This window comes from Flavobacterium xylosi (assembly GCF_042787345.1).
Classification (GTDB): Bacteria; Bacteroidota; Bacteroidia; order Flavobacteriales; family Flavobacteriaceae; genus Flavobacterium; species Flavobacterium xylosi.
This window is the reverse complement of record NZ_JBHZPZ010000003.1, coordinates 179,070-198,924: the sequence shown is the minus strand read 5'-3', so window position 1 is coordinate 198,924 and position 19,855 is coordinate 179,070. Positions and strand designations below refer to the sequence as shown.

General features: G+C 32.8%; 23 protein-coding genes. 15 read left to right on the top strand and 8 right to left on the bottom strand.

Annotated features, from left to right (window positions below):
- Positions 1-2: 2 nt before the first annotated feature.
- From priA to nadC, 4 genes are all read right to left on the bottom strand, one after another.
- Entirely contained in the window at positions 3-2,453 is a 2,451-nt protein-coding gene (gene priA / locus ACFX5E_RS03645) for a replication restart helicase PriA (RefSeq protein WP_379853812.1), read from the bottom strand.
- Positions 2,454-2,528: 75 nt separating this feature from the next.
- Complete coding sequence (locus ACFX5E_RS03640) at positions 2,529-2,960, bottom strand: DUF2147 domain-containing protein (RefSeq protein ID WP_379853811.1); 432 nt, start codon at positions 2,958-2,960, stop codon at positions 2,529-2,531.
- 124 nt (positions 2,961-3,084) lie between these two features.
- Positions 3,085-3,996, bottom strand: a complete 912-nt coding sequence (locus ACFX5E_RS03635) for a YihY/virulence factor BrkB family protein (RefSeq protein WP_379853810.1) — start codon at positions 3,994-3,996, stop codon at positions 3,085-3,087.
- Positions 3,993-4,850, bottom strand: a complete 858-nt coding sequence (gene nadC, locus ACFX5E_RS03630; RefSeq protein WP_379853809.1) for a carboxylating nicotinate-nucleotide diphosphorylase — start codon at positions 4,848-4,850, stop codon at positions 3,993-3,995. Before nadC ends, ACFX5E_RS03635 begins: the two co-directional genes overlap by 4 nt.
- A 274-nt stretch (positions 4,851-5,124) precedes the next feature.
- On the opposite strand from nadC, the gene ACFX5E_RS03625 reads away from it, so the two are divergent.
- The 3 genes from ACFX5E_RS03625 to rlmH all read left to right on the top strand — a co-directional run bounded on the left by ACFX5E_RS03625 (position 5,125) and on the right by rlmH (position 6,865).
- Complete coding sequence (locus ACFX5E_RS03625) at positions 5,125-5,607, top strand: hypothetical protein (protein WP_379853808.1); 483 nt, start codon at positions 5,125-5,127, stop codon at positions 5,605-5,607.
- Between the two features lie 134 nt (positions 5,608-5,741).
- Positions 5,742-6,233 (top strand): CIA30 family protein, encoded by a 492-nt coding sequence (locus ACFX5E_RS03620; RefSeq protein ID WP_379853807.1) that lies wholly within the window; start codon positions 5,742-5,744, stop codon positions 6,231-6,233.
- A 158-nt stretch (positions 6,234-6,391) separates the two neighbouring features.
- Positions 6,392-6,865 (top strand): 23S rRNA (pseudouridine(1915)-N(3))-methyltransferase RlmH, encoded by a 474-nt coding sequence (gene rlmH, locus ACFX5E_RS03615; RefSeq protein WP_379853806.1) that lies wholly within the window; start codon positions 6,392-6,394, stop codon positions 6,863-6,865.
- A 42-nt stretch (positions 6,866-6,907) separates the two neighbouring features.
- Here rlmH and ACFX5E_RS03610 read toward each other — a convergent pair whose 3' ends face one another.
- Both ACFX5E_RS03610 and folP read right to left on the bottom strand, forming a co-directional pair.
- The gene (locus tag ACFX5E_RS03610; protein ID WP_379853805.1) at positions 6,908-7,531 is read right to left on the bottom strand and encodes a hypothetical protein; all 624 of its coding nucleotides are present in this window, start codon (positions 7,529-7,531) and stop codon (positions 6,908-6,910) included.
- 2 nt (positions 7,532-7,533) lie between these two features.
- Positions 7,534-8,358: a dihydropteroate synthase gene (folP, locus tag ACFX5E_RS03605; RefSeq protein ID WP_379853804.1), complete on the bottom strand. Its 825-nt coding sequence runs from the start codon at positions 8,356-8,358 to the stop codon at positions 7,534-7,536.
- Between the two features lie 161 nt (positions 8,359-8,519).
- Between folP and ACFX5E_RS03600 the strand changes: the two genes are divergently transcribed.
- From ACFX5E_RS03600 to ACFX5E_RS03560, 9 genes are all read left to right on the top strand, one after another.
- Positions 8,520-9,068, top strand: a complete 549-nt coding sequence (locus tag ACFX5E_RS03600; RefSeq protein ID WP_379853803.1) for a DUF1599 domain-containing protein — start codon at positions 8,520-8,522, stop codon at positions 9,066-9,068.
- 9 nt (positions 9,069-9,077) lie between these two features.
- Positions 9,078-10,181: a BT_3928 family protein gene (locus ACFX5E_RS03595; RefSeq protein WP_379853802.1), complete on the top strand. Its 1,104-nt coding sequence runs from the start codon at positions 9,078-9,080 to the stop codon at positions 10,179-10,181.
- A gap of 265 nt (positions 10,182-10,446) precedes the next feature.
- Entirely contained in the window at positions 10,447-10,947 is a 501-nt protein-coding gene (locus tag ACFX5E_RS03590; protein ID WP_379853801.1) for a TlpA family protein disulfide reductase, read from the top strand.
- Between the two features lie 79 nt (positions 10,948-11,026).
- Positions 11,027-11,779, top strand: a complete 753-nt coding sequence (gene tpiA, locus ACFX5E_RS03585) for a triose-phosphate isomerase (protein WP_379853800.1) — start codon at positions 11,027-11,029, stop codon at positions 11,777-11,779.
- 110 nt (positions 11,780-11,889) lie between these two features.
- On the top strand, positions 11,890-12,723 hold the full coding sequence (gene prmA / locus ACFX5E_RS03580) for a 50S ribosomal protein L11 methyltransferase (protein WP_379853799.1): 834 nt from the start codon (positions 11,890-11,892) through the stop codon (positions 12,721-12,723).
- An 11-nt stretch (positions 12,724-12,734) separates the two neighbouring features.
- Positions 12,735-13,346, top strand: a complete 612-nt coding sequence (locus tag ACFX5E_RS03575; RefSeq protein ID WP_379853798.1) for a class I SAM-dependent methyltransferase — start codon at positions 12,735-12,737, stop codon at positions 13,344-13,346.
- Positions 13,347-13,384: 38 nt separating this feature from the next.
- Complete coding sequence (locus ACFX5E_RS03570) at positions 13,385-13,660, top strand: ATP-dependent Clp protease adaptor ClpS (RefSeq protein WP_379853797.1); 276 nt, start codon at positions 13,385-13,387, stop codon at positions 13,658-13,660.
- Between the two features lie 303 nt (positions 13,661-13,963).
- Positions 13,964-15,229, top strand: coding sequence for a sterol desaturase family protein (locus tag ACFX5E_RS03565; protein WP_379853796.1), 1,266 nt, complete (start codon positions 13,964-13,966; stop codon positions 15,227-15,229).
- A gap of 15 nt (positions 15,230-15,244) precedes the next feature.
- Positions 15,245-15,916, top strand: a complete 672-nt coding sequence (locus ACFX5E_RS03560; RefSeq protein ID WP_379853795.1) for a lysoplasmalogenase — start codon at positions 15,245-15,247, stop codon at positions 15,914-15,916.
- Positions 15,917-15,963: 47 nt separating this feature from the next.
- On the opposite strand, the gene ACFX5E_RS03555 is transcribed toward ACFX5E_RS03560, so the two are convergent.
- Positions 15,964-16,377 carry a DUF6691 family protein gene (locus tag ACFX5E_RS03555; protein WP_379853794.1) on the bottom strand — a complete coding sequence of 138 codons (414 nt, stop codon included), beginning with the start codon at positions 16,375-16,377 and terminating at the stop codon, positions 15,964-15,966.
- A 3-nt stretch (positions 16,378-16,380) separates the two neighbouring features.
- A complete protein-coding gene (locus ACFX5E_RS03550; protein WP_379853793.1) occupies positions 16,381-16,938 on the bottom strand; it encodes a YeeE/YedE family protein in 558 nt (185 codons plus the stop codon).
- A 195-nt stretch (positions 16,939-17,133) separates the two neighbouring features.
- Here ACFX5E_RS03550 and ACFX5E_RS03545 point away from each other — a divergent pair, with 195 nt between their 5' ends.
- The 3 genes from ACFX5E_RS03545 to ACFX5E_RS03535 all read left to right on the top strand — a co-directional run bounded on the left by ACFX5E_RS03545 (position 17,134) and on the right by ACFX5E_RS03535 (position 19,847).
- The gene (locus ACFX5E_RS03545; protein WP_379853792.1) at positions 17,134-17,586 is read left to right on the top strand and encodes a 2-dehydro-3-deoxyphosphooctonate aldolase; all 453 of its coding nucleotides are present in this window, start codon (positions 17,134-17,136) and stop codon (positions 17,584-17,586) included.
- A gap of 151 nt (positions 17,587-17,737) precedes the next feature.
- Entirely contained in the window at positions 17,738-18,556 is an 819-nt protein-coding gene (gene kdsA / locus ACFX5E_RS03540; RefSeq protein ID WP_379853791.1) for a 3-deoxy-8-phosphooctulonate synthase, read from the top strand.
- A gap of 133 nt (positions 18,557-18,689) precedes the next feature.
- The gene (locus ACFX5E_RS03535) at positions 18,690-19,847 is read left to right on the top strand and encodes a PAS domain-containing sensor histidine kinase (protein ID WP_379853790.1); all 1,158 of its coding nucleotides are present in this window, start codon (positions 18,690-18,692) and stop codon (positions 19,845-19,847) included.
- Positions 19,848-19,855 lie beyond the last annotated feature (8 nt).

The following is a 19,855-nucleotide window of genomic DNA, read 5'->3' as shown; positions in this document are numbered from 1 at the left end:
TTTTAATAAAAATCGACATTTAGCGCAACTTTTATAGCTCTATACTGTGCAACAGCCTCAAAACTATTCAGAATCTTTTGAATAGTTTTTTTTGTGATTGTTATTGAAGTTTCTTGTGGAATTTTGATAATTATCGTTCGTATAAATTCATTCCTAATTCTACTGATTGCTGGTTCTTCAGGACCTAATACCGGCATATTCAAGTTTTGAGCCAACACCTGGTACAACCACATAGAACCTTCTTTCAATTTTTCGAAATCGCGCTGTTTTAGTGTTAGTTTAATGATTCTGAAATAAGGCGGGTATTTATAGATTTGTCTGTCATACAACTGCTCCTTATACATTCCTAAATAATCATTATTGGTCACTTGCTGAATAGTATTGTGATTTGGATTATAGGTTTGTATAATTACTTTTCCTTGCTTTTCAGAACGTCCGGCACGACCAGCTACTTGTGTCATCATTTGGAAACTTCTCTCAAAAGCCCTGAAATCAGGATGATACAACATATTGTCCGCGTTCATGATTCCTACTAAACTCACATTATCAAAATCCAATCCTTTGGCTAGCATTTGTGTTCCTACAAGAATATCTATTTCTCTATTCTTGAAACTATCGATAATTTTCTCGAAACCAAATTTCCCTCTTGTGGTATCCTGATCCATTCTTCCCGTTTTTGCATTTGAAAAAATGGAGATTAATTCCTGCTCAATTTGTTCTGTTCCAAATCCTTTTGTAGCTAAATCAACACTGGAGCAGGAATGGCAATGAGTGGGTTTTGCCATCGTATAACCACAATAATGGCAACGCAATTGATTGTTATGTTTATGGTATGTTAAACTCACGTCACATTGTTGACATTGCGGCACATGACCACAAGTCATACATTCTATTATAGGAGAATAACCTCTTCTATTTTGAAATAAAATTACCTGCTCGCCTAAGGTTAAAGCATTGGTAATTTCCGCAATTAAAACATCGCTAAAATGTCCCGTCATTTTCTTGCGAAAATATTTATCCTTTAAATCCACCAATTCAATATTTGGCATCATCACATTTCCAAATCGTTCCGAAATCTCGACTAATCCGAATTTTCCAGAATTAGCATTGAAATAAGTCTCTAAACTTGGTGTTGCAGAACCCAATAAAACCTTTGATTTATGCGAATGAGCCAAAACAATGGCCGCATCTCGTGCATGATACCTTGGCGCTGGATCTACTTGTTTGAACGTTTGTTCGTGTTCCTCATCTACAATTATGAGTCCCAGATTATCAAAGGGCAAAAACAAGGCTGACCTCGCTCCTATCACTACTTGGGCTTTTTCGGAATTTTGTAAAACTTGATTCCAAACTTCGACGCGCTCGTTATTGTTATATTTCGAATGAAAAACAGCCACTTTATTTCCAAAATACGTTCTTAACCTTCCCACTAATTGAGTCGTCAAAGCAATTTCAGGAAGTAAATACAGTACTTGTTTTCCGGAATCGATATACTCTTCGATGAGTTTGATGTAAATCTCGGTTTTACCGCTGGAAGTTACACCGTGTAAAAGACAAACTTCTTTTTGGGTAAAATTTTCTTTAATCCCATCAAACGCCGTTTGTTGCGCGGTGCTTAATTGAAGTAATTCATCCGTTATTTTACCTTTAAAATTTACTCGGTCTTCCTGAAGAAAATAATCTTCAAATATTTCTTTTTCTATTAGTGCTTTTACAATGGCAGAAGAAGAATTAGTTGCCTCGACCAGTTTTTTCACCGTTAAGGGCTTCTTTTCAGTAGCACTCAATTGAAAATAACCCAGCACGATTTCCTTCTGTTTGTTGGCATTTTTCAGTGTTTCAAGCAATTCACTTAATCCGGCATTCGAATCGTATTTAGAATGCAAGCGCACGTACCGAACTAATTTGGGTTTATAGGTTTCCAGCATTTCTTCCTGAAGCACCAGTATATTTTTATCTATCAATTTTTGAATAACAGGAAAGATATTTTTCTTGTTTAAAATTGATATAATGTCCTGAACTTTGAGCGAGCTTTGCTGCTGCAAGGCTTGATAAACCAGATACTCATCATCAGATAGCAGACTTTCGTCTACAAATAAATCTTGCTTTTGAGAAATTACGGTTTCGCTTTCCAGCAAAAGAGCGCTTGGCATTGCACCGCGATAAACATCTCCAATGGCACACATATAATACGAAGCAATCCATTGCCAGTGTGAAATTTGGATTTCGGTTACAATGGGTTTTTCGTCAAGAATTTGGTGAATTTCTTTAGCTTCGTATAATTCCGGTTTATTTTGGTGAATTTCAATAACTAAAGCCGTGTAGATTTTACTTTTACCAAAAGGTACCGCCACCCGCATTCCTTTTTTTATATAATGAAATTCGGCTTCAGAAATACTGTAAGTAAAGGTTTTGGCAAGGGAAAGCGGTAAAATTACTTCTACGAAATACATTTGTAATCAATTATGAGTTATGAATTTGAGTGATGTCTTGAATCTTTACTTGGACTCATAACTCCCAATTTATAATTATTTTACTCTATTCCAGGTTTGCGTTCTTCCAAATAATGCTACACCAATATATCCTCGAACATTCAGTTTGTCATTTCCGTCTAAAGCCAAAAAGCATTTGTATAATTTCCCCGAGGTTGGATCCAGAATTTTCCCTGAATTATATTCTTTACCATCTTTTTTAAGGCCTTTAATAATTACAAGTCCTATAACTGGCTTGTTTTTTTCATCACCGGAACAATTGGTACACAAACTTTTTTTCTTTTCGGCATCTATTATGTCGATTATTTTTCCATAAATTTTACCCGAACGTTCATAGATTTCCACTATTGATTTTGCTTTACCTGTTTCGTCATCGATGGTTTTCCATTTTCCGATAACGGTTTGGTTTTGAGCATAAAAAATGGTTGTAAAAAATAATGCGGCAATAATTAAAATGTTGTTTTTCATAATGTGTGTTTTTTAGCCCTGATGGAAGCGGAAATCCTTTCTAGCCCTGAACTTGTTTCAGGATCCTGAAACAAGTTCAGGACTAGAAAGATTGAAGCGGACAGCAGGAAATAGCTCCTAAAAACTATTCTTCTTTTTTAATTTTTAATTTGTTTACTGTAGCGTTTAATTCGAATCCCAGAAGTAATATCATACAGTTGATCCAAATGTAAAACATTAGGATTAATAAAGTACCTATTGACCCATACAATTCATTATATTTTGAAAATCGTATTACCCAAATTCCAAAAATATAGGAATCAAGAAGAATTAAAATCGTAGTAAAAACAGAACCAATCGATATAAAAGCCCTGTTTTTGTCATGTTTTGTACCAAACTTAAAAAGTATGGAGGTGGTGGCCAATATCATCAGAATTACGAATGCATATCTCCCCAAAATAATCAATTGATTGACATCGCTAAAAACCGTTTTTTGAATAAATACTTCGAAAACAACTATCGTTGAAATGGTTACTATCAACAGTAATGACAATAATAACGACATGCCTAAAGCGACTATGTATTGATGTATAAACCCCCTTTTGATCAGGACGTGGCGCGAGGATTCAAAGCCTCCAAGAATCCCATTCAATCCATTTGCCATCAAGAAAATAGACAATATAAAACCGGATGATAATAACCCGGAATGACTGTTGTGCAGAATATCATTTATGATTTTAGAAATAGCATCGTAGGTATTTGGCGGAACTCCTTGTCTTACAAACTGAAGAAAATCATTTTGAAAACCTTCTATGGGAATGAAAGGAATTAGATTTAAAATGAACAGGGCAAAGGGAAATAATGCCATGAAAAAGCTAAATGCAATGGCACTCGCATGATAGGTCAAGGCGCTTTCCACAATTCCTAATCCATACAATTCCAATAAATCATATAACGACAATCCCAGCAACCAGGGAAGTTTTATCATTTTTAACCCGCGGGCAAGATTCCGTAGTATGGGAATTCTTTCTAGTCGTTCTTCTATTTCCTTACTCATATTGCTTTCAGGCTCAAATCCATGTTATAAACAGAATGCGTTAAGGCCCCAGACGAAATATAATCTACACCACATTCCGCATAATGACGGATCGTTTCTTCATTTATATTTCCTGAGGATTCCGTTAAACATTTGTTCCCTATTAAAACTACTGCTTTTTTAGTATCTTCATAATTAAAATTGTCTATCAAGATTCTATAAACGCCTTCGCTCTCCAAGATTTCTTTGATTTCCTCCAGGTTTCTGGCTTCGACAATGATTTTTAAATCTAAATTATTTTCTTTAAGATAGGCCTTGGTTTTGGCTATTGCCAAAGTGATTCCGCCCGCAAAATCGTTGTGATTGTCCTTGAGCATAATCATGTCATACAAAGCAAAACGGTGGTTTTCGCCTCCGCCAATTTTCACTGCCCATTTTTCACAAGCTCGGAATCCAGGTGTCGTTTTGCGTGTATCGAGGATTTTAGTATTGGTTCCTTCCAAAAACTTTACATATTCCTTGGTTTTGGTAGCGATTGCTGACATTCTTTGCATCGAATTCAAAACTACTCGTTCCGATTTCAAAATGGATTGTGACCTTCCCGAAACATGAAAAACAATATCCCCTTTTTTTACTGGTGTTCCATCCTCGATAAAAATTTCTATTTGCAAATTAGGATCTACATACTCAAAAACCATTTTGGCAAAAGTCACACCGGCAATTATACCTTCATCTTTTACAAGCAACTTGGCTTTACCGGTTGCAATTGCAGGAATACAGGCCAAAGAGCTGTAATCTCCGGGGCCAACATCTTCCCGGATGGCATTTTTTATTAGTATTTGTAACTCGTTTTCGAATTGTGCCTCGCTAATCATTTTATAGGAAATTTATTGGAATGCTAAAGTAAGATATATTTTGTGGATTTGAAAATATGTATGCTTGGTTCTTAAGAAAAGAAACAAATTATTCATTTTTGACAAACACTTATAAAGTGTGAAAGATGAAGCTGTAATGAAATGTTGCATAAGAAATTCTGAATGTTGACATTCAACTACAAAGAGATTAAAGCGAATTAAATCAGATGTATTATTTTGTAGTAAATTATTAAAACCTTATATTTGAGTTTAGTAACAACAAAAAAAACTGTTTATGAAATCTTTTTTAAGTCTCCTTTTTGTATCCACACTACTATTGACTTCTTGCAAAAAAGATGTCGAGCCGCAAAATAGAACAACTCCAACAAACATGGTCCCATTTACTGAGGTCGGTAAACAAATGCGCAATGAAGCTACGCCTCAGGCAGCGCAAAACTCAAATATCATCAATCAAAATCAAACCGTCGCAACTCCGGTTCCTGTTGCCAAAGGAATGAATCCAGCGCATGGTCAACCCGGTCATCGTTGTGATATCGCTGTTGGCGCACCATTAAATTCTCCCGTAGCCACTGCTAAAAATACGCTGCCAACACAACAAGTAACTTCTCAACAAAGTCAATCGGTTGCAACTAATCCAGCAACTACCGTTACAACTCCAGTAGTTACAACACCCACTCCAGAGGGAATGAATCCGCCACATGGTCAAACAAATCACAGATGTGATATTGCAGTTGGTGCACCGTTACCAAAATCGTAATTTAAATAGCAAGGATATATTATGGTATTAATAATGAAGAGTTAGCCGATTTTTATACGTTTTGGATTCACAACAACTGATAGAAAAAATAAAATAAGGGTTTTTGTATCACACATAATAAAAAAATAACCGCAATGAAACCCATTTTGATTTTCGAATTTAATTTAAACAGCGATATCAGTAGTTGGAAAATTGTGAATGATGCTGTAATGGGTGGTAAATCAGAAAGTAAATTCTACCTGAATCAGGATGGAAATGGGACTTTTGATGGTAACGTATCGTTAGATAATAACGGCGGATTTTGTTCTGTAAAATATAATTTTGAACCAATTATCCTAAACAAAAACAAATGTATTTGTATCCGTTGTAAAGGAGATGGCAAAAAATACCAATTTAGAGTAAAGACCAATCGTGGTGATTCTCATTCTTATGTGTATTCATTCCAAACCTCTACCTTATGGCAAACCATTGAGATTCCAATTTCAGAATTGCATCCCAGTTTTAGGGGTCGCAAATTAGATATGCCGAATTATGATGGCTCAAATTTAGCAGAAATTGCCTTCTTGATTGGGAACAAAAAAGAAGAACATTTTCAATTACTTATTGATAGAATTGAGATAATATAATTTAAAATTTTGCTTTTTTACTGCTTCTAAATAAAAGTTAAAGCAGCATTCAGTATCAATTACAAAGAACTAAAAATCTATTTTTAAATGTTCCATTCAAAGATACTATTCATAAAACCTCATAATTTTCTATCTTCGCGCCTCTGAAATTCCTCAAAATGAACATCAAATTGATTGCTATTGGTAAAACCGATAACAAAGCCTTACAATCCTTGATAGATGATTATACCAAGCGTTTGTCTTTTTACATTAAGTTTGATCTGGATATTATTCCTGATATCAAGAACGTAAAAAACTTATCTGAAAGTCAACAGAAAGAAAAAGAAGGCGAACTGATTTTGGCAAAAATAACGCCAACAGACCAACTTATTTTATTGGACGAAAATGGAAAAAACTTTTCCAGCGTAGGTTTTTCAGCCGAATTGCAAAAGAAAATGAACTCAGGCGTTAAAACCTTGGTTTTTGTAATTGGTGGTCCTTATGGTTTTTCGGAAACTGTTTATGCTAAAGCACAAGGAAAAATCTCGCTTTCCTTAATGACTTTCCCCCATCAAATGGTGCGATTGTTTTTTATTGAACAATTGTATCGTGGATATACGATTTTGAAAAATGAGCCCTATCATCATCAGTAAAATAGTTTACAGTATTCAGATTGCAGTTTTCAGTTGATTTAATTAAAAAATAAATTCTTCAGAAACTACTACTTCTTTTGATTCTATCTTTTCAATAAAAATTTTATTTTGAATGTAATTTCCAAAACTCAAGTTTTTGTCAAAGCAAAAGACGTATCGGTTGGGTTTATTATTTGAGAAATTATTTAAATACTCTAGAAATTCTTCTTCTTTTACAGCTATATTGTTAACTGAAATTTTGTTGTTTTTAGTAAAAAGCACAACTATTCCTGAGTTCGGTTTTTCTAGTTTATAGTACACATCAGTAAAAGGAATAAAGGCTAAGTTTTCACCAATGGTATCTGCGTAGGAATAATAATTTTTAGCTAATTCGTTTTTATGCGCTTTTTCTTCTCGCTTTTTATTTTGTAGTTTTATGACTTCTGGAATGACTAATCGTAAAGGCAAACGCTTGTCAATATTGAAAATCCAATTGGTCGAAATGATTTCATTTTTCCGGTTTACTTCTGCCAAAGTATCTTTTCCTTTTGTTCTAAAAAAAATATAAATTGGCGAATGATCCTCGACAGTTTTGACAACAGTTGTATCCGATTTTGGCAACAGAATATCTTCTTTGTTTCCGCAAGAAACAAGTATAAAAAGTACAAGTAGACTAAAATATTTCATAACTACGAATTGATTTTATTAAATAAAGTAACGCATTCCATTGCTTCTTTTACATCGTGAACACGAAGTATCTTCGCCCCTTTTGTTAAGGCTAAAGTATTCAAAATAGTTGTTCCGTTTAAGGCTTCTTCAATACTGGTATCCAAAGTTTTATAAATCATTGATTTTCTGGAAATTCCAACTAAAAGTGGCAACTCAAGCATGTTAAATAATTCCATTTTTTGAAATACTTCATAATTTTGGTCTAGTTTTTTGGCAAAGCCAAAACCCGGATCGATAATTAAATCATTGATTCCGAAACTTCTGACTTTTACAATTCGCTCCGAAAAATAGAACAGCATTTCTTTGACAATATCATCATAAACCGTCAATGTTTGCATGGTTTGAGGCGTTCCTCTCATATGCATCATAATGTAAGGCACATTATATTTTGCAATTACCTCCAACATTTTATCATCTAAATGTCCTGCCGAAATATCGTTGATAATCGCAGCACCATTTTCTATACTTGTTTTTGCCACTTCGCTTCTAAAAGTATCTATCGATAGAATCGTTTCTGGAAAATGCTTTAGGATCAAATTAATAGCGGGAACAATTCTTGAAATTTCTTCCTCTTCAGATACGAACTCGGCATTTGGTTTACTGGAATAGGCGCCAATATCAATAAAAGTGGCTCCTTCCGCTAGCATTTTTTCGACTTGTGATAGTATTTCTTTCTCATTTTTATACTTTCCACCATCAAAAAAAGAGTTGGGGGTTACATTCAAAATCCCCATCACTTTGGGAGAGGATAAGTCGATGAGTTGTCCTTTACAATTAATAGTCATTATTTCATAGTTTTCATTCGCAGTTTCCAGTTTTCAGTCTCTGTCGCAGTTTTCAGCAGCTCCTTTATTAACTTTTTACATTAAACATTATTTATTGTTCATTCTTCATTCAAAAAAAATATGCTATTTTTGAGGAAATTTTATACAAATATACATCAATAATGAAGAATACTTCAAATGAATACGATAACGTAATTGCGATTTGTCGTACACTGTTTATCAATAAAATGAAAGATTACGGATGTGCTTGGCGTATTTTGAGATTGCCTTCATTGACAGATCAAATTTATATAAAAGCGCAAAGAATCAGAAGTTTACAAGAAAATGAGGTTCGTAAAATTGACGAAGACGAAACAGGCGAATTCATCGGAATTATCAATTATTCCATTATGGCTTTAATACAATTGGAATTAGGCGTTGTTGATCAGCCTGATTTAGATGTTGATAAAGCTACCGAATTGTACGATGCCAAAGTAAAATCAACCAAAAATTTAATGGAAGATAAAAATCATGATTATGGTGAAGCGTGGCGCGATATGCGTGTCAGTTCACTTACTGATCTGATTTTGCAAAAACTTCTTCGTGTCAAACAGATTGAAGATAATAAAGGAAAAACGTTAGTCTCTGAAGGAATTGATGCTAATTATCAGGACATGATTAATTATGCAGTTTTTGCACTAATTTTAATGGAATTTGGAAATAAAAATTAAAATAAAACTATGAAAAATATAATTACTCAATTTTCCCGGATTTTCGTTGGACTATTATTCATTATTTCGGGATTAATTAAACTCAATGACCCAATTGGTTTTTCTTATAAACTGGCGGAGTATTTTGGTGAACCGGTTTTCAACATGCCTTTCTTCGTGCCATTTGCATTAGCATTAGCTTTGTTTTTAGTTACTCTTGAAGTTGTTTTGGGCGTCATGTTGCTCATTGGTTACAAATCAAAATTTACGATTAACAGTTTGTTATTATTGATAGTATTTTTCACATTCTTAACTTTTTACTCTGCCTATTTTGATGTTGTGAAAGATTGTGGTTGTTTTGGTGATGCTTTGCATTTAAAGCCTTGGCAATCCTTTATTAAAGATGTCGTTTTGTTGTTTTTTATACTGATTCTATTTTTCAATAAAAAATTGGTTAAACCTTTATTTGGAAATACTGTTCAAAACATTTTGGCCTTTGCAAGCGTCGCTTTATGTGCCTTCATGGGGTATTGGGTTATAAACCATTTGCCATTGAAAGATTTTCGTCCGTATAAAGTAGGAACCAATATCCAAAAAGGAATGCGAATTCCAGATGGCGCTCCAAAAAGTGTAGTCGAAATGGTTTTCATCTATAAAGTAAATGGTGTTGACACCGAATTTACGGAGAAGGATTTAATGAATATTCCGGCTGGAGCCACTTTCGTAGATAGAAAAGACAAAGTAATTACAGAAGGTTATATCACTCCAATCCATGATTTCACTATGGAAAAAGACGGATCTGATTACAAAGATGAATATTTACAAGAACCAAAATTGGTTATTATTGTTTCTTATGATTTAGTTCAGGCGGACAAAGCCGGCTTAATGAAACTCGAAAAATTAAGCTTGGAAGCTAAAGCAAAAGGGTATAAAGTAATAGGAATGACGACTTCCACTCCAGAGGATATTGAAAAAACTAAAAAACAATTCGGATTCACTTTTGATTTTTATTTCTGTGATGCAATTACTTTGAAAACCATCGAAAGAGCGAATCCAAGCATTGTGGTTCTAGAACATGGAACGATTATGCAAAAAGTACATCATAATGACATTTCAGATTTGAAATTATATTAATTTTTAAAGTCTAAGGTTAAGAGTTACAATCACTTTAAACCTTAGACTATTTCTTCTCTTGACTCAAAAAATAGATTTAGAAAAGGAGTGATTTTTGAATTTTCAATAAAAAAACCGTTTGCAAATTGTATTTTTAATTTATTGGTGTCAAATTTTTATTAACTATAACGATATTATATTTGGATTTTTGAATTCTGCTTTCAAAAAATGTAATTCTATATATGGCTTTCCATTTCTTTGTTTAACTTTACTAAAATTAAAAAAAATGAAAAAAATAGTTGCTTTATTCATCGCTTTCATTGCATTTTCTTGTACAAATGCACAACAAAAAACAACATTTTCAAAAGAAGCTTTATCAGAAACATTATTATCAACCAATGATAGTCAAGTTGCATTTAAGGATATCTTAAAAAAACACAAAGGCAAAACTCTGGTAATAGAAATTTGGGCTTCCTGGTGTGGTGACTGTGTAAAAGCAATGCCGAAAATTAAAGAATTACAATCTAATAATCCTGATGTTGCTTATGTGTTTATCTCCATGGATAAAACTGCCGACAAATGGAAAATTGGAATTGAAAAACACGAATTAAAAGGGGAACATTTCATGGCGAACGATCAGATGAAAGGTGTATTTGGGAAAGCGATTGACTTAGATTGGATTCCGAGATATATCATCATAGACAAAAAAGGGAAAATTGTTTTATATCGTGCGATAGAAACTGATTTTGACAAAATAAATGAAACTTTAAAAAAATTAAAATCCTAGTAATTACGATTGCGTAATGCGATTATTTTAATGGTAATAAACAGCTAAAAACTAAAACTAAATAAAAACACGAACTAAAATGAGAAAGAAGATTGTAGCAGGAAACTGGAAAATGCATAAAAATGCAGAACAAACTGAAGATCTATTGAATGAGCTAATCGCTAAAATACCAACAGAAACAACAGTACAAGTAATTGTAGCCCCAACTTTTATTAATTTGGCTTCTGCTGTTGATCATTTAGAATTTACTAATATTGATGTTGCTGCCCAAAATATGCATCAAGCAGAAAGCGGTGCTTTTACAGGTGAAATTTCAGCAGATATGTTACAAAATGTAGGCGTAAACACCGTAATTCTTGGACATTCAGAACGCAGAGCTATTTTTAATGAAACTGATGCTTTAATTGCCAGTAAAGTAAATACCGCTTTGGAACATGATATGACTATTATTTTTTGTTTTGGCGAAGAATTGAAAGACCGTCAAGCTAAAAATCATTTTAATGTTGTGGAAAAACAATTAAGAGATGGATTATTCAGTATCGAAAAGTCAGATTGGGGAAATATCGTTTTGGCATATGAACCAGTATGGGCAATAGGAACAGGTGAAACTGCTTCTCCGGAACAAGCGCAAGAAATGCACGAATTCATCAGAGAAACCGTTCGCAAAGCTTTTGGAAGTGATATTGCAGAAGATGTATCTATTCTTTATGGAGGAAGTGTAAAACCTGAAAATGCAAAAGAAATTTTCTCTAAACCAGATGTTGACGGAGGTCTAATTGGAGGAGCTGCACTAAAAGCAGATGATTTTGTAGCAATAATAAACGCTATTTAAAAAAATAAATAAATTTAAAAAAGAGGTTTGAAATTATTCAAACCTCTTTTTTTTTTGGTTTTCATTATTCAATGGAAATAGATAATACTACCTTTGCAAAAAAAATAAACATGTCAAACATTTATATAGGCTACCATTTTACTATCGAGCCAAAAGAACTGGGTTCGGAAATATTAATTGCAGAACTGGGAGAAAAAGCATTTGAAAGTTTTACAGAAACCGAAACTGGTATATCTGCTTTTGTTCAAAAGGATTTATGGGATGAAAATATTCTTGACAATATATTTATTTTGAAATCGGAGGAATTTAAAATCGATTATACTTTTGAAGAAATTGAACAAGTGAATTGGAATGAGGAATGGGAAAAAAATTTTGAAGCAATAGATGTGGAAGGAAACTGTCATATCCGTGCGCCATTTCATCCAAAAACGGATGCCGAATTTGATATTGTTATTGAACCCAAAATGAGTTTTGGAACTGGTCACCACGAGACTACTCACATGATGGTGCAACATTTATTAGAAATAGATGTTACAGGAATGAAGACCCTTGATATGGGCTGCGGAACAGCAATTTTGGCTATTCTTGCCGAAATGAAAGGAGCTCAACCAATTGATGCTATCGATATTGACAACTGGTGTTATTTGAATTCAATAGAAAATGCCGAACGCAATAAATGCAAGCATATTACAGTTTATGAAGGTGACGCAGCATTATTGAAAGACAAAAAATACGATCTGATTATAGCCAATATTAATAGAAACATATTGTTAAACGATATGGAAAGTTATGTGGATTGTTTGAATCCAAAAGGAATATTGCTTTTAAGCGGTTTCTATGTTCAAGACATTCCATTTATTGATGCTTCCTGCACGGAGAAAGGCTTAACTTATGTTAAAAAATTCGAAAGAAACAACTGGGTATCATTAAAATACGTAATTTAGTAGTTACTATAATGGAAACTAACAGAAGAAATCATTGGGATACTGTTTACCAAACGAAACAACCCAACGAAATAAGCTGGACACAAGAAAATCCTAAGACCTCCCTTGATTTTATCCGAGAAACTAATTTGGATAAATCGGCAAAAATTATTGATATAGGAGGTGGCGACAGTAAACTCATTGATTATTTATTGGAAGAAGGTTACGAAAACTTAACGGTTTTAGACATTTCATCAAAAGCATTAGAACGAGCAAAAATTCGTTTGGGAGATAAAGCTGACAGGGTTACCTGGATAGTTTCAGATATCACTGAATTTGTTCCTGAAACCACTTATGATATTTGGCATGACCGAGCCACATTTCATTTTTTGACCACAGAGGAACAGATAAATAAATACCTTACGATTACTCAAAAAAGGATTGCAGGATTTTTAATTATAGCCACCTTTTCTGATAAAGGTCCGACTAAGTGCAGTGGTCTTGAGATAAAACAATATACAGAAAATGCTCTTAAAAATCAATTTGATAAAAATTTCGAAAAGCTGAAATGTAGTAATGAAGATCATAAAACGCCCTTTGAAACGATACAAAACTTTATATTTTGTATGTTTAGGAAAAAATAAATCAACTATATTTTTATTTAAAACCCAATTATGTAAAAATGAGTACTAAAGAAAAAGTAAGAGAAAAAGTTAGCAAAAAAGAAGTACCATCTATCAATAACGAAATTGTAGTTTATAATGATGATGTAAATACTTTTGATCACGTAATAGATACCCTAATGCGTGTTTGCCAACATACCGCAGAACAAGCGGAACAATGCTCCCTAATAGTGCATTATAATGGAAAATGTACCGTGAAAACTGGCCCATACGATAAATTAAAACCGCAATGTTCACAATTACTAGAAGCGGGATTGAGTGCAGAAATAGTTTAATTACTGTTTTAAAGCTTTATAAAATTCAAAATTCCAAGTTTAAATTCGATAAATATCGAAAATTAGACTTGGAATTTTCGATATTGAACTCTAATCCTGAGTAAATTTTCTTTTTACTACGAAAAAAAAAATAAAAAAATTCCTCGTTTTTATCAAAAACCACTTTATTTCAAAAGTATAACTACTATCTTATTTATTTAACAAAATATCAACTACTCAACATCTACCATATAAAAATAAATTATCTACAATTCTTAAAAAATTTACAGTTTTATTATATATTTGAAAAAATAATAAGAGTAAATGGAAGAATACGGCAAAATTTTAGTTTTTGTAATGCCAATTTTTTTAATATTAATCCTGTTAGAAAAATTATATGGCCATTATAAAGGAGAAAATACGTCTCCGAATATGGATTCTATTTCGAGCGTAAGTTCAGGAATGGTTAATTCCGTAAAAGATGTATTGGGTCTGAGTATTACGCTAATATCGTACGATTGGATTGCTTCAAAAATTGCCATTTTCCATTTGGACGCTACCATTATGGCTTACATCGTAGGTTTTATAGCCATTGATTTTTATGGATATTGGAGCCATCGTTTGTCTCATCAAATTAATTTTTTATGGAACAAACATGCTATTCATCACAGTAGTGAAGAGTTTAACTTAGCTTGTGCTTTACGACAACCCGTATCGAGTTTCGTGAATTTATTTACCTTTTTATTGATTCCAGCGGCTCTTTTGGGAGTTCCGTCTAAAGTCATTGCAATTTCGCTTCCTATCCATTTGTTTCTTCAATTTTGGTATCATACGAAACACATAAAAAAAATTGGCTTTCTTGAAAATATACTTGTTTCGCCTTCACATCACAGGGTGCATCATGCTATAAATCCAGAGTATATGGATAAAAACCATTCTCAAATATTTATAATTTGGGACATGTTGTTCGGAACTTTTCAAGAAGAATTAGACACGGTTCCTCCTGTTTTTGGAATAACAAGACCAGCGAAAACCTGGAATCCAATTCGGATTAACTTTCAACATTTGTGTCTTTTAATTACCGATGCATGGCGTGCCGAAAGCTGGAATGATAAATTTACCATTTGGTTTAAACCAACAGGTTGGCGTCCAGAGAATTTTGAAGAAAAATATCCTGTACACAAAATCACAAATGTCTATGATTTTGAAAAATACGCTACAAATCATTCTAAAAAATTAATGATTTGGTCCATGACTCAAGCTATAATAACCTTATTATTTATTACCTATCTGTATAATTCAATTGCCATAATTGGCTTGCCAAATGTATTTGTATATGGCGCTTTCATCTTTGTTACCGTTTACAGTTATACGGAATTGATGGATACCCGCAAGATTTCCATATTTTGGGAAAGCATCCGATTTATTTTTGGCATTGGGATTATTTCATTTTTTGGTGATTGGTTTGGGATGAATCAATTATTCCCTTACGCAAATTATATCATAATTGGATATCTTACGTTATCCTTAATAGTCTCCATCTACTTTGTAAGTGTAAATTTCGAAAAAGAAAAAGTAGCTGTAGCATAATCTTAAAAATAATTCATGAGAAGTACCTTATCATTCAAAGCCTATATTGCAGTTAGTTTCGTTTATCTTTTATTAATTATTTTGGGAAGAGAAGACATTTCGTGGTTTTTAAAACCTTTTTTGCTTCCTTTTCTTTTTCTTGCCGTTTATTCTTGCGGAGATTTTCCATCAAAAAAATTCCTCTTAATAGCTTTAGTATTTTCTTGGATTGGCGATGTAGTTTTACTATTTGCTGACAAAGGAGAATTGTATTTTATTATTGGATTAGTTTCCTTTTTGCTCTCCCACATTGCTTATATCATATTATTCAGCAAACAATTACGAATATCTTCAAATAGAAACAAGGCTATTTTTTGGGTAGGAATCACTGCAATTATAGTGTACTTAATGGTAATGCTTGCTGTTTTATTACCAAGTTTGGGTGATTTGAAAATTCCTGTTATTGTCTATGCAATCGTATTATCTACGATGCTTTTATTTGCTTTCAAAGGGTACTTAAAATGGCATAGTCCTGCCAATATCTATATCTTATTAGGAGCACTTATTTTTATGAGTTCAGATAGCATCTTGGCCTTTAATAAGTTTTATGAACCTATTAAATTTAGTTCTTTATTGATTATGTCAACTTACATCACAGCACAATATTTAATTGTTGTTGGTATTTTAAAATTAAACAAAAAAAAATAGCATTCTCTTTTTTGAAAATGCTATTTTTAAATATCAATTTAGGATGATCAATGAGGTAGTTTATCCCTCAATAATCCATATATAAAAGTACCCAATAAAGCACCAAAAAAGACTATCAGCACACTCCAGAAACCAGCACCAAGGAGAATGAATATAGGTCCGGGACAAGAACCTACGAGTGCCCAACCCAATCCAAAAAATATTCCGCCAATCCAATAACGGGCAGAACCTTTTTCTTTATCTTGAATTTCAATCGGTTGACCTTTTATGTCTTTTATGTTATTCCTTTTTATAATTTGGATACCAATCACTCCTGTTGCAATTGCCACAAATATAATTCCATACATGTGAAACGATTGAAATTGAAACATTTCATAAATGCGATACCACGAAACAGCCTCTGACTTTGTAAGCACTATTCCAAAAACAAATCCTACAAATAAATATTTTAATACGTTCATATTTTAAAAAATTAATGGTAATAAAAAATGTGCCATAATCAACCCTCCTATAAAAAATCCGATAACGGCTTTCAAGGATGGAAGTTGTAAATTACTCAAGCCGGATATGGCATGACCTGAAGTGCAACCACCTGCATAACGAGTTCCGAATCCAATTAGGATTCCTCCAATTAACAGTACAAGAATACTTTTTGGTGATTGCCAAATTTGCGTTCCAAAAAGTGCATCCGGCATTAGTTTTCCGTTTGGAGCATCGATTCCAAATTGTGCTAACTGTGCAATTGTTTTTGGATTTATGTCAACATTTGAAGGATCGCCCATAAAATGAACCGCTACAAAACCACCCAACATTGCACCTAAAACAACCACTAAATTCCAACGCTGTGATTTCCAGTCAAAATTAAAAAAAGAAACATATTTCCCCGCTCCTGCCATAGAACACAGTGATCGCAAATTAGATGACATTCCGAAGGCTTTTCCGAAATAGATTAGACAAAGCATAATCATGCCTATCAAAAACCCGGAAACATACCAAGGCCAAGTTTGAAAAATAATATCCATATTGATTCTTTTTTTTGCAAAAATAAGTATTATGCTTTTTAAAAATATCACAATTTAGGTACAATTCTTGTTTGAAGTAGCAAAACCGTTTGAAGTTCTGTTTATATTTGTAGTTAAAATTAGTGTTTACTATTTTTAACAGGATTAAAAAAACAAAATATACCTTGCTTCAAAAAGTAAGTAAATAAATAAAATATGAAAAAAACGCTGCTTTTTATTACTTTAATAATTATTACTGCATCTTGTGTGAGCAGTAAATCTACATTGAAAAATGTAGATGATAACGCCCCTGTTCTCACATTATCCCAAAATAACACTTTCATAATTACGGAATACAGCAAGGACAAAAAATACGGTTACGACCAAGATTACCCCATCAATATTTTTTATAGAACTACTAAAGAAGATTCGATTAATCAACAACGATTTTTAAATGCTTTAGCAGGGCCAAAAGGCGAAATAATCCGTTATACAAAATTAGAAAGCTGTTGTCCTTTCCCTACAAAAAGAACCGACTTGGGTGCTGGTTTTCTAGACGTATATGAATTAAAATGGGATGGTCAAAAAAAAACCGTAAAACTCTATTTGAATATCTATGAAAAAGGAATTTTAATGGTTCCTGTCGGTCTTAGTCTAAAGAAAAATTAAATTATAAATAAGTGCCCTAGCCCTGATAAAAGTGAAAATCCTTTTATTTTTTCTTTAAAAAATAAAAGATTGCAACGGATAGCAGGAAATAGCTTCAAAAAAATACAAAATCATATTTTCTAATTACCTTTGCAATTTCAAAATAACTACTATGAACATACATCATATTCCACAAATCAAACATATTGAAAGTGGTAACTTTTTTCTACTTGCCGGACCATGTGCCATTGAAGGTGAAGAAATGGCAATGCGTATTGCCGAAAAATTAGTTGGTATCACTGATAAATTAGAAATTCCTTTTGTTTTTAAAGGTTCTTTTAAGAAAGCGAATCGCTCGAGAATTGATAGTTTTTCTGGAATTGGAGATGAAAAAGCATTGAAAATACTGGAAAAAGTATCAAAGACTTTTGGTGTTCCAACGGTAACGGATATTCACACGAATGAAGACGCAGAAATGGCTGCTCAATATGTTGATGTGCTTCAGATTCCTGCATTTCTTGTTCGCCAGACTGATTTAGTTGTGGCTGCTGCCAATACTGGAAAAGTGGTAAACCTGAAAAAAGGACAATTTATGAGTCCTGAAAGCATGAAACATGCCGTACAAAAAGTTTTGGATTGTAACAATCAAAACGTGATGGTGACGGATCGCGGAACAATGTTTGGCTACCAAGACATGATTGTTGACTTTAGAGGAATTCCTACAATGCAACAATATGCAACTACGGTTCTTGACGTAACACATTCGCTGCAACAACCCAACCAAACTGCTGGAGTAACAGGCGGAAGACCTGATATGATTGAAACTATTGCCAAAGCGGGAATTGCTGTAGGCGTTGATGGGATTTTTATAGAAACACATTTTGATCCCGCTAATGCAAAAAGTGATGGGGCAAATATGCTGCATCTAGACTATTTTGAAAATTTAATGACAAAGTTAGTAGCTATCAGAAAAACTGTAAATCAGTTTTAGATCTAACTTTTTTAAAGATATACAAAGAGCCATGCTATGCGTGGCTTTTTCATTTAAAAATCATTTTGAAATGTAAAAAAACATTCGATTTCTGATATATAAATTGTTAAATTAAAATTTTAAAAATAATTTAATGAAAAAAGAAAATTTAACGCTAAATTCGAAATATAATCTCTTAAAATATAATGTAAATAAAAGAATGACTATAAAAAAAGTAAATCCTGATTCAGAAGGGGCATATCACTTCGATAATTTTTTTAATATCTCAGCTGATTTTATTTGTATTGCTGGATTTGACGGGTATTTCAAGAGAATAAATCCCGCCGTTTCAAAAGCTTTAGGTTATTCAGAGGAGGAATTATATGCTTCGCCTATTGCTAGTTTTGTTTATGAGCCAGACCTTAAAATCACCCTTGAAACAAGAGAACAGGTTTATAAAAACAAGCCTCTTTTAAATTTTGAAAATCGGTACTTAACTAAAAGAGGAGCAATTGTTTGGTTATCATGGACATCAATGCCTGTTGAAGATGATAAACTAATTTATGCGATTGCCAAGAACATCACTCATAAAAAAAAAGTGGAAGAAGAACGAAATTTACTTCTTGCCCATCTTACACAAATCAATAAGGAACTTACCGTTTTATCACATAAAACATCTCATGATTTAAAGTCTCCTATTAATAATATGCTTTCGGTTTTTAGTCTTATTGATGTTTCTAAAATCAATGATCCGGAAACATTAGAATTAATAAATCTTCTTAAATTAACAAGTGAAAATTTAAAACAAACTTTAAACGATTCTATTGATGAATTAGTTGAAAATGAGAGCATAAATACCCAAATCGAAGAAATAAATTTAAACGAATCACTTAACGAAGTACTCGGCTCCATAAATTCCTTAGTACATGATTCAAAAGCAATTATCAATGTTGATTTTTCAGTTTTTGAGAATATTCGTTTTAACAAAGCGTATATGAAAAGTATATTTTTAAATTTATTAACCAATTCAATTAAATACGCAAAGCCACATCATGTACCTGTTATTACTATACAATCTAAAATAGTAAATGGAGTTAATCAATTAATTTTTTATGATGAGGGCCTCGGTTTTGATATGGATAAAGTGAAAGATAAGATTTTTGGATTATATGAAAAATTCCACAGTAACATTGACAGTAACGGTATAGGATTATATTTAGTTTACAACCACATCACTAGTTTAGGTGGCCGAATTGCAGTTGAAAGCAAAATAAATGAAGGTGCTAAATTCACAATTTCTTTTAAATATTGAGAATTTAG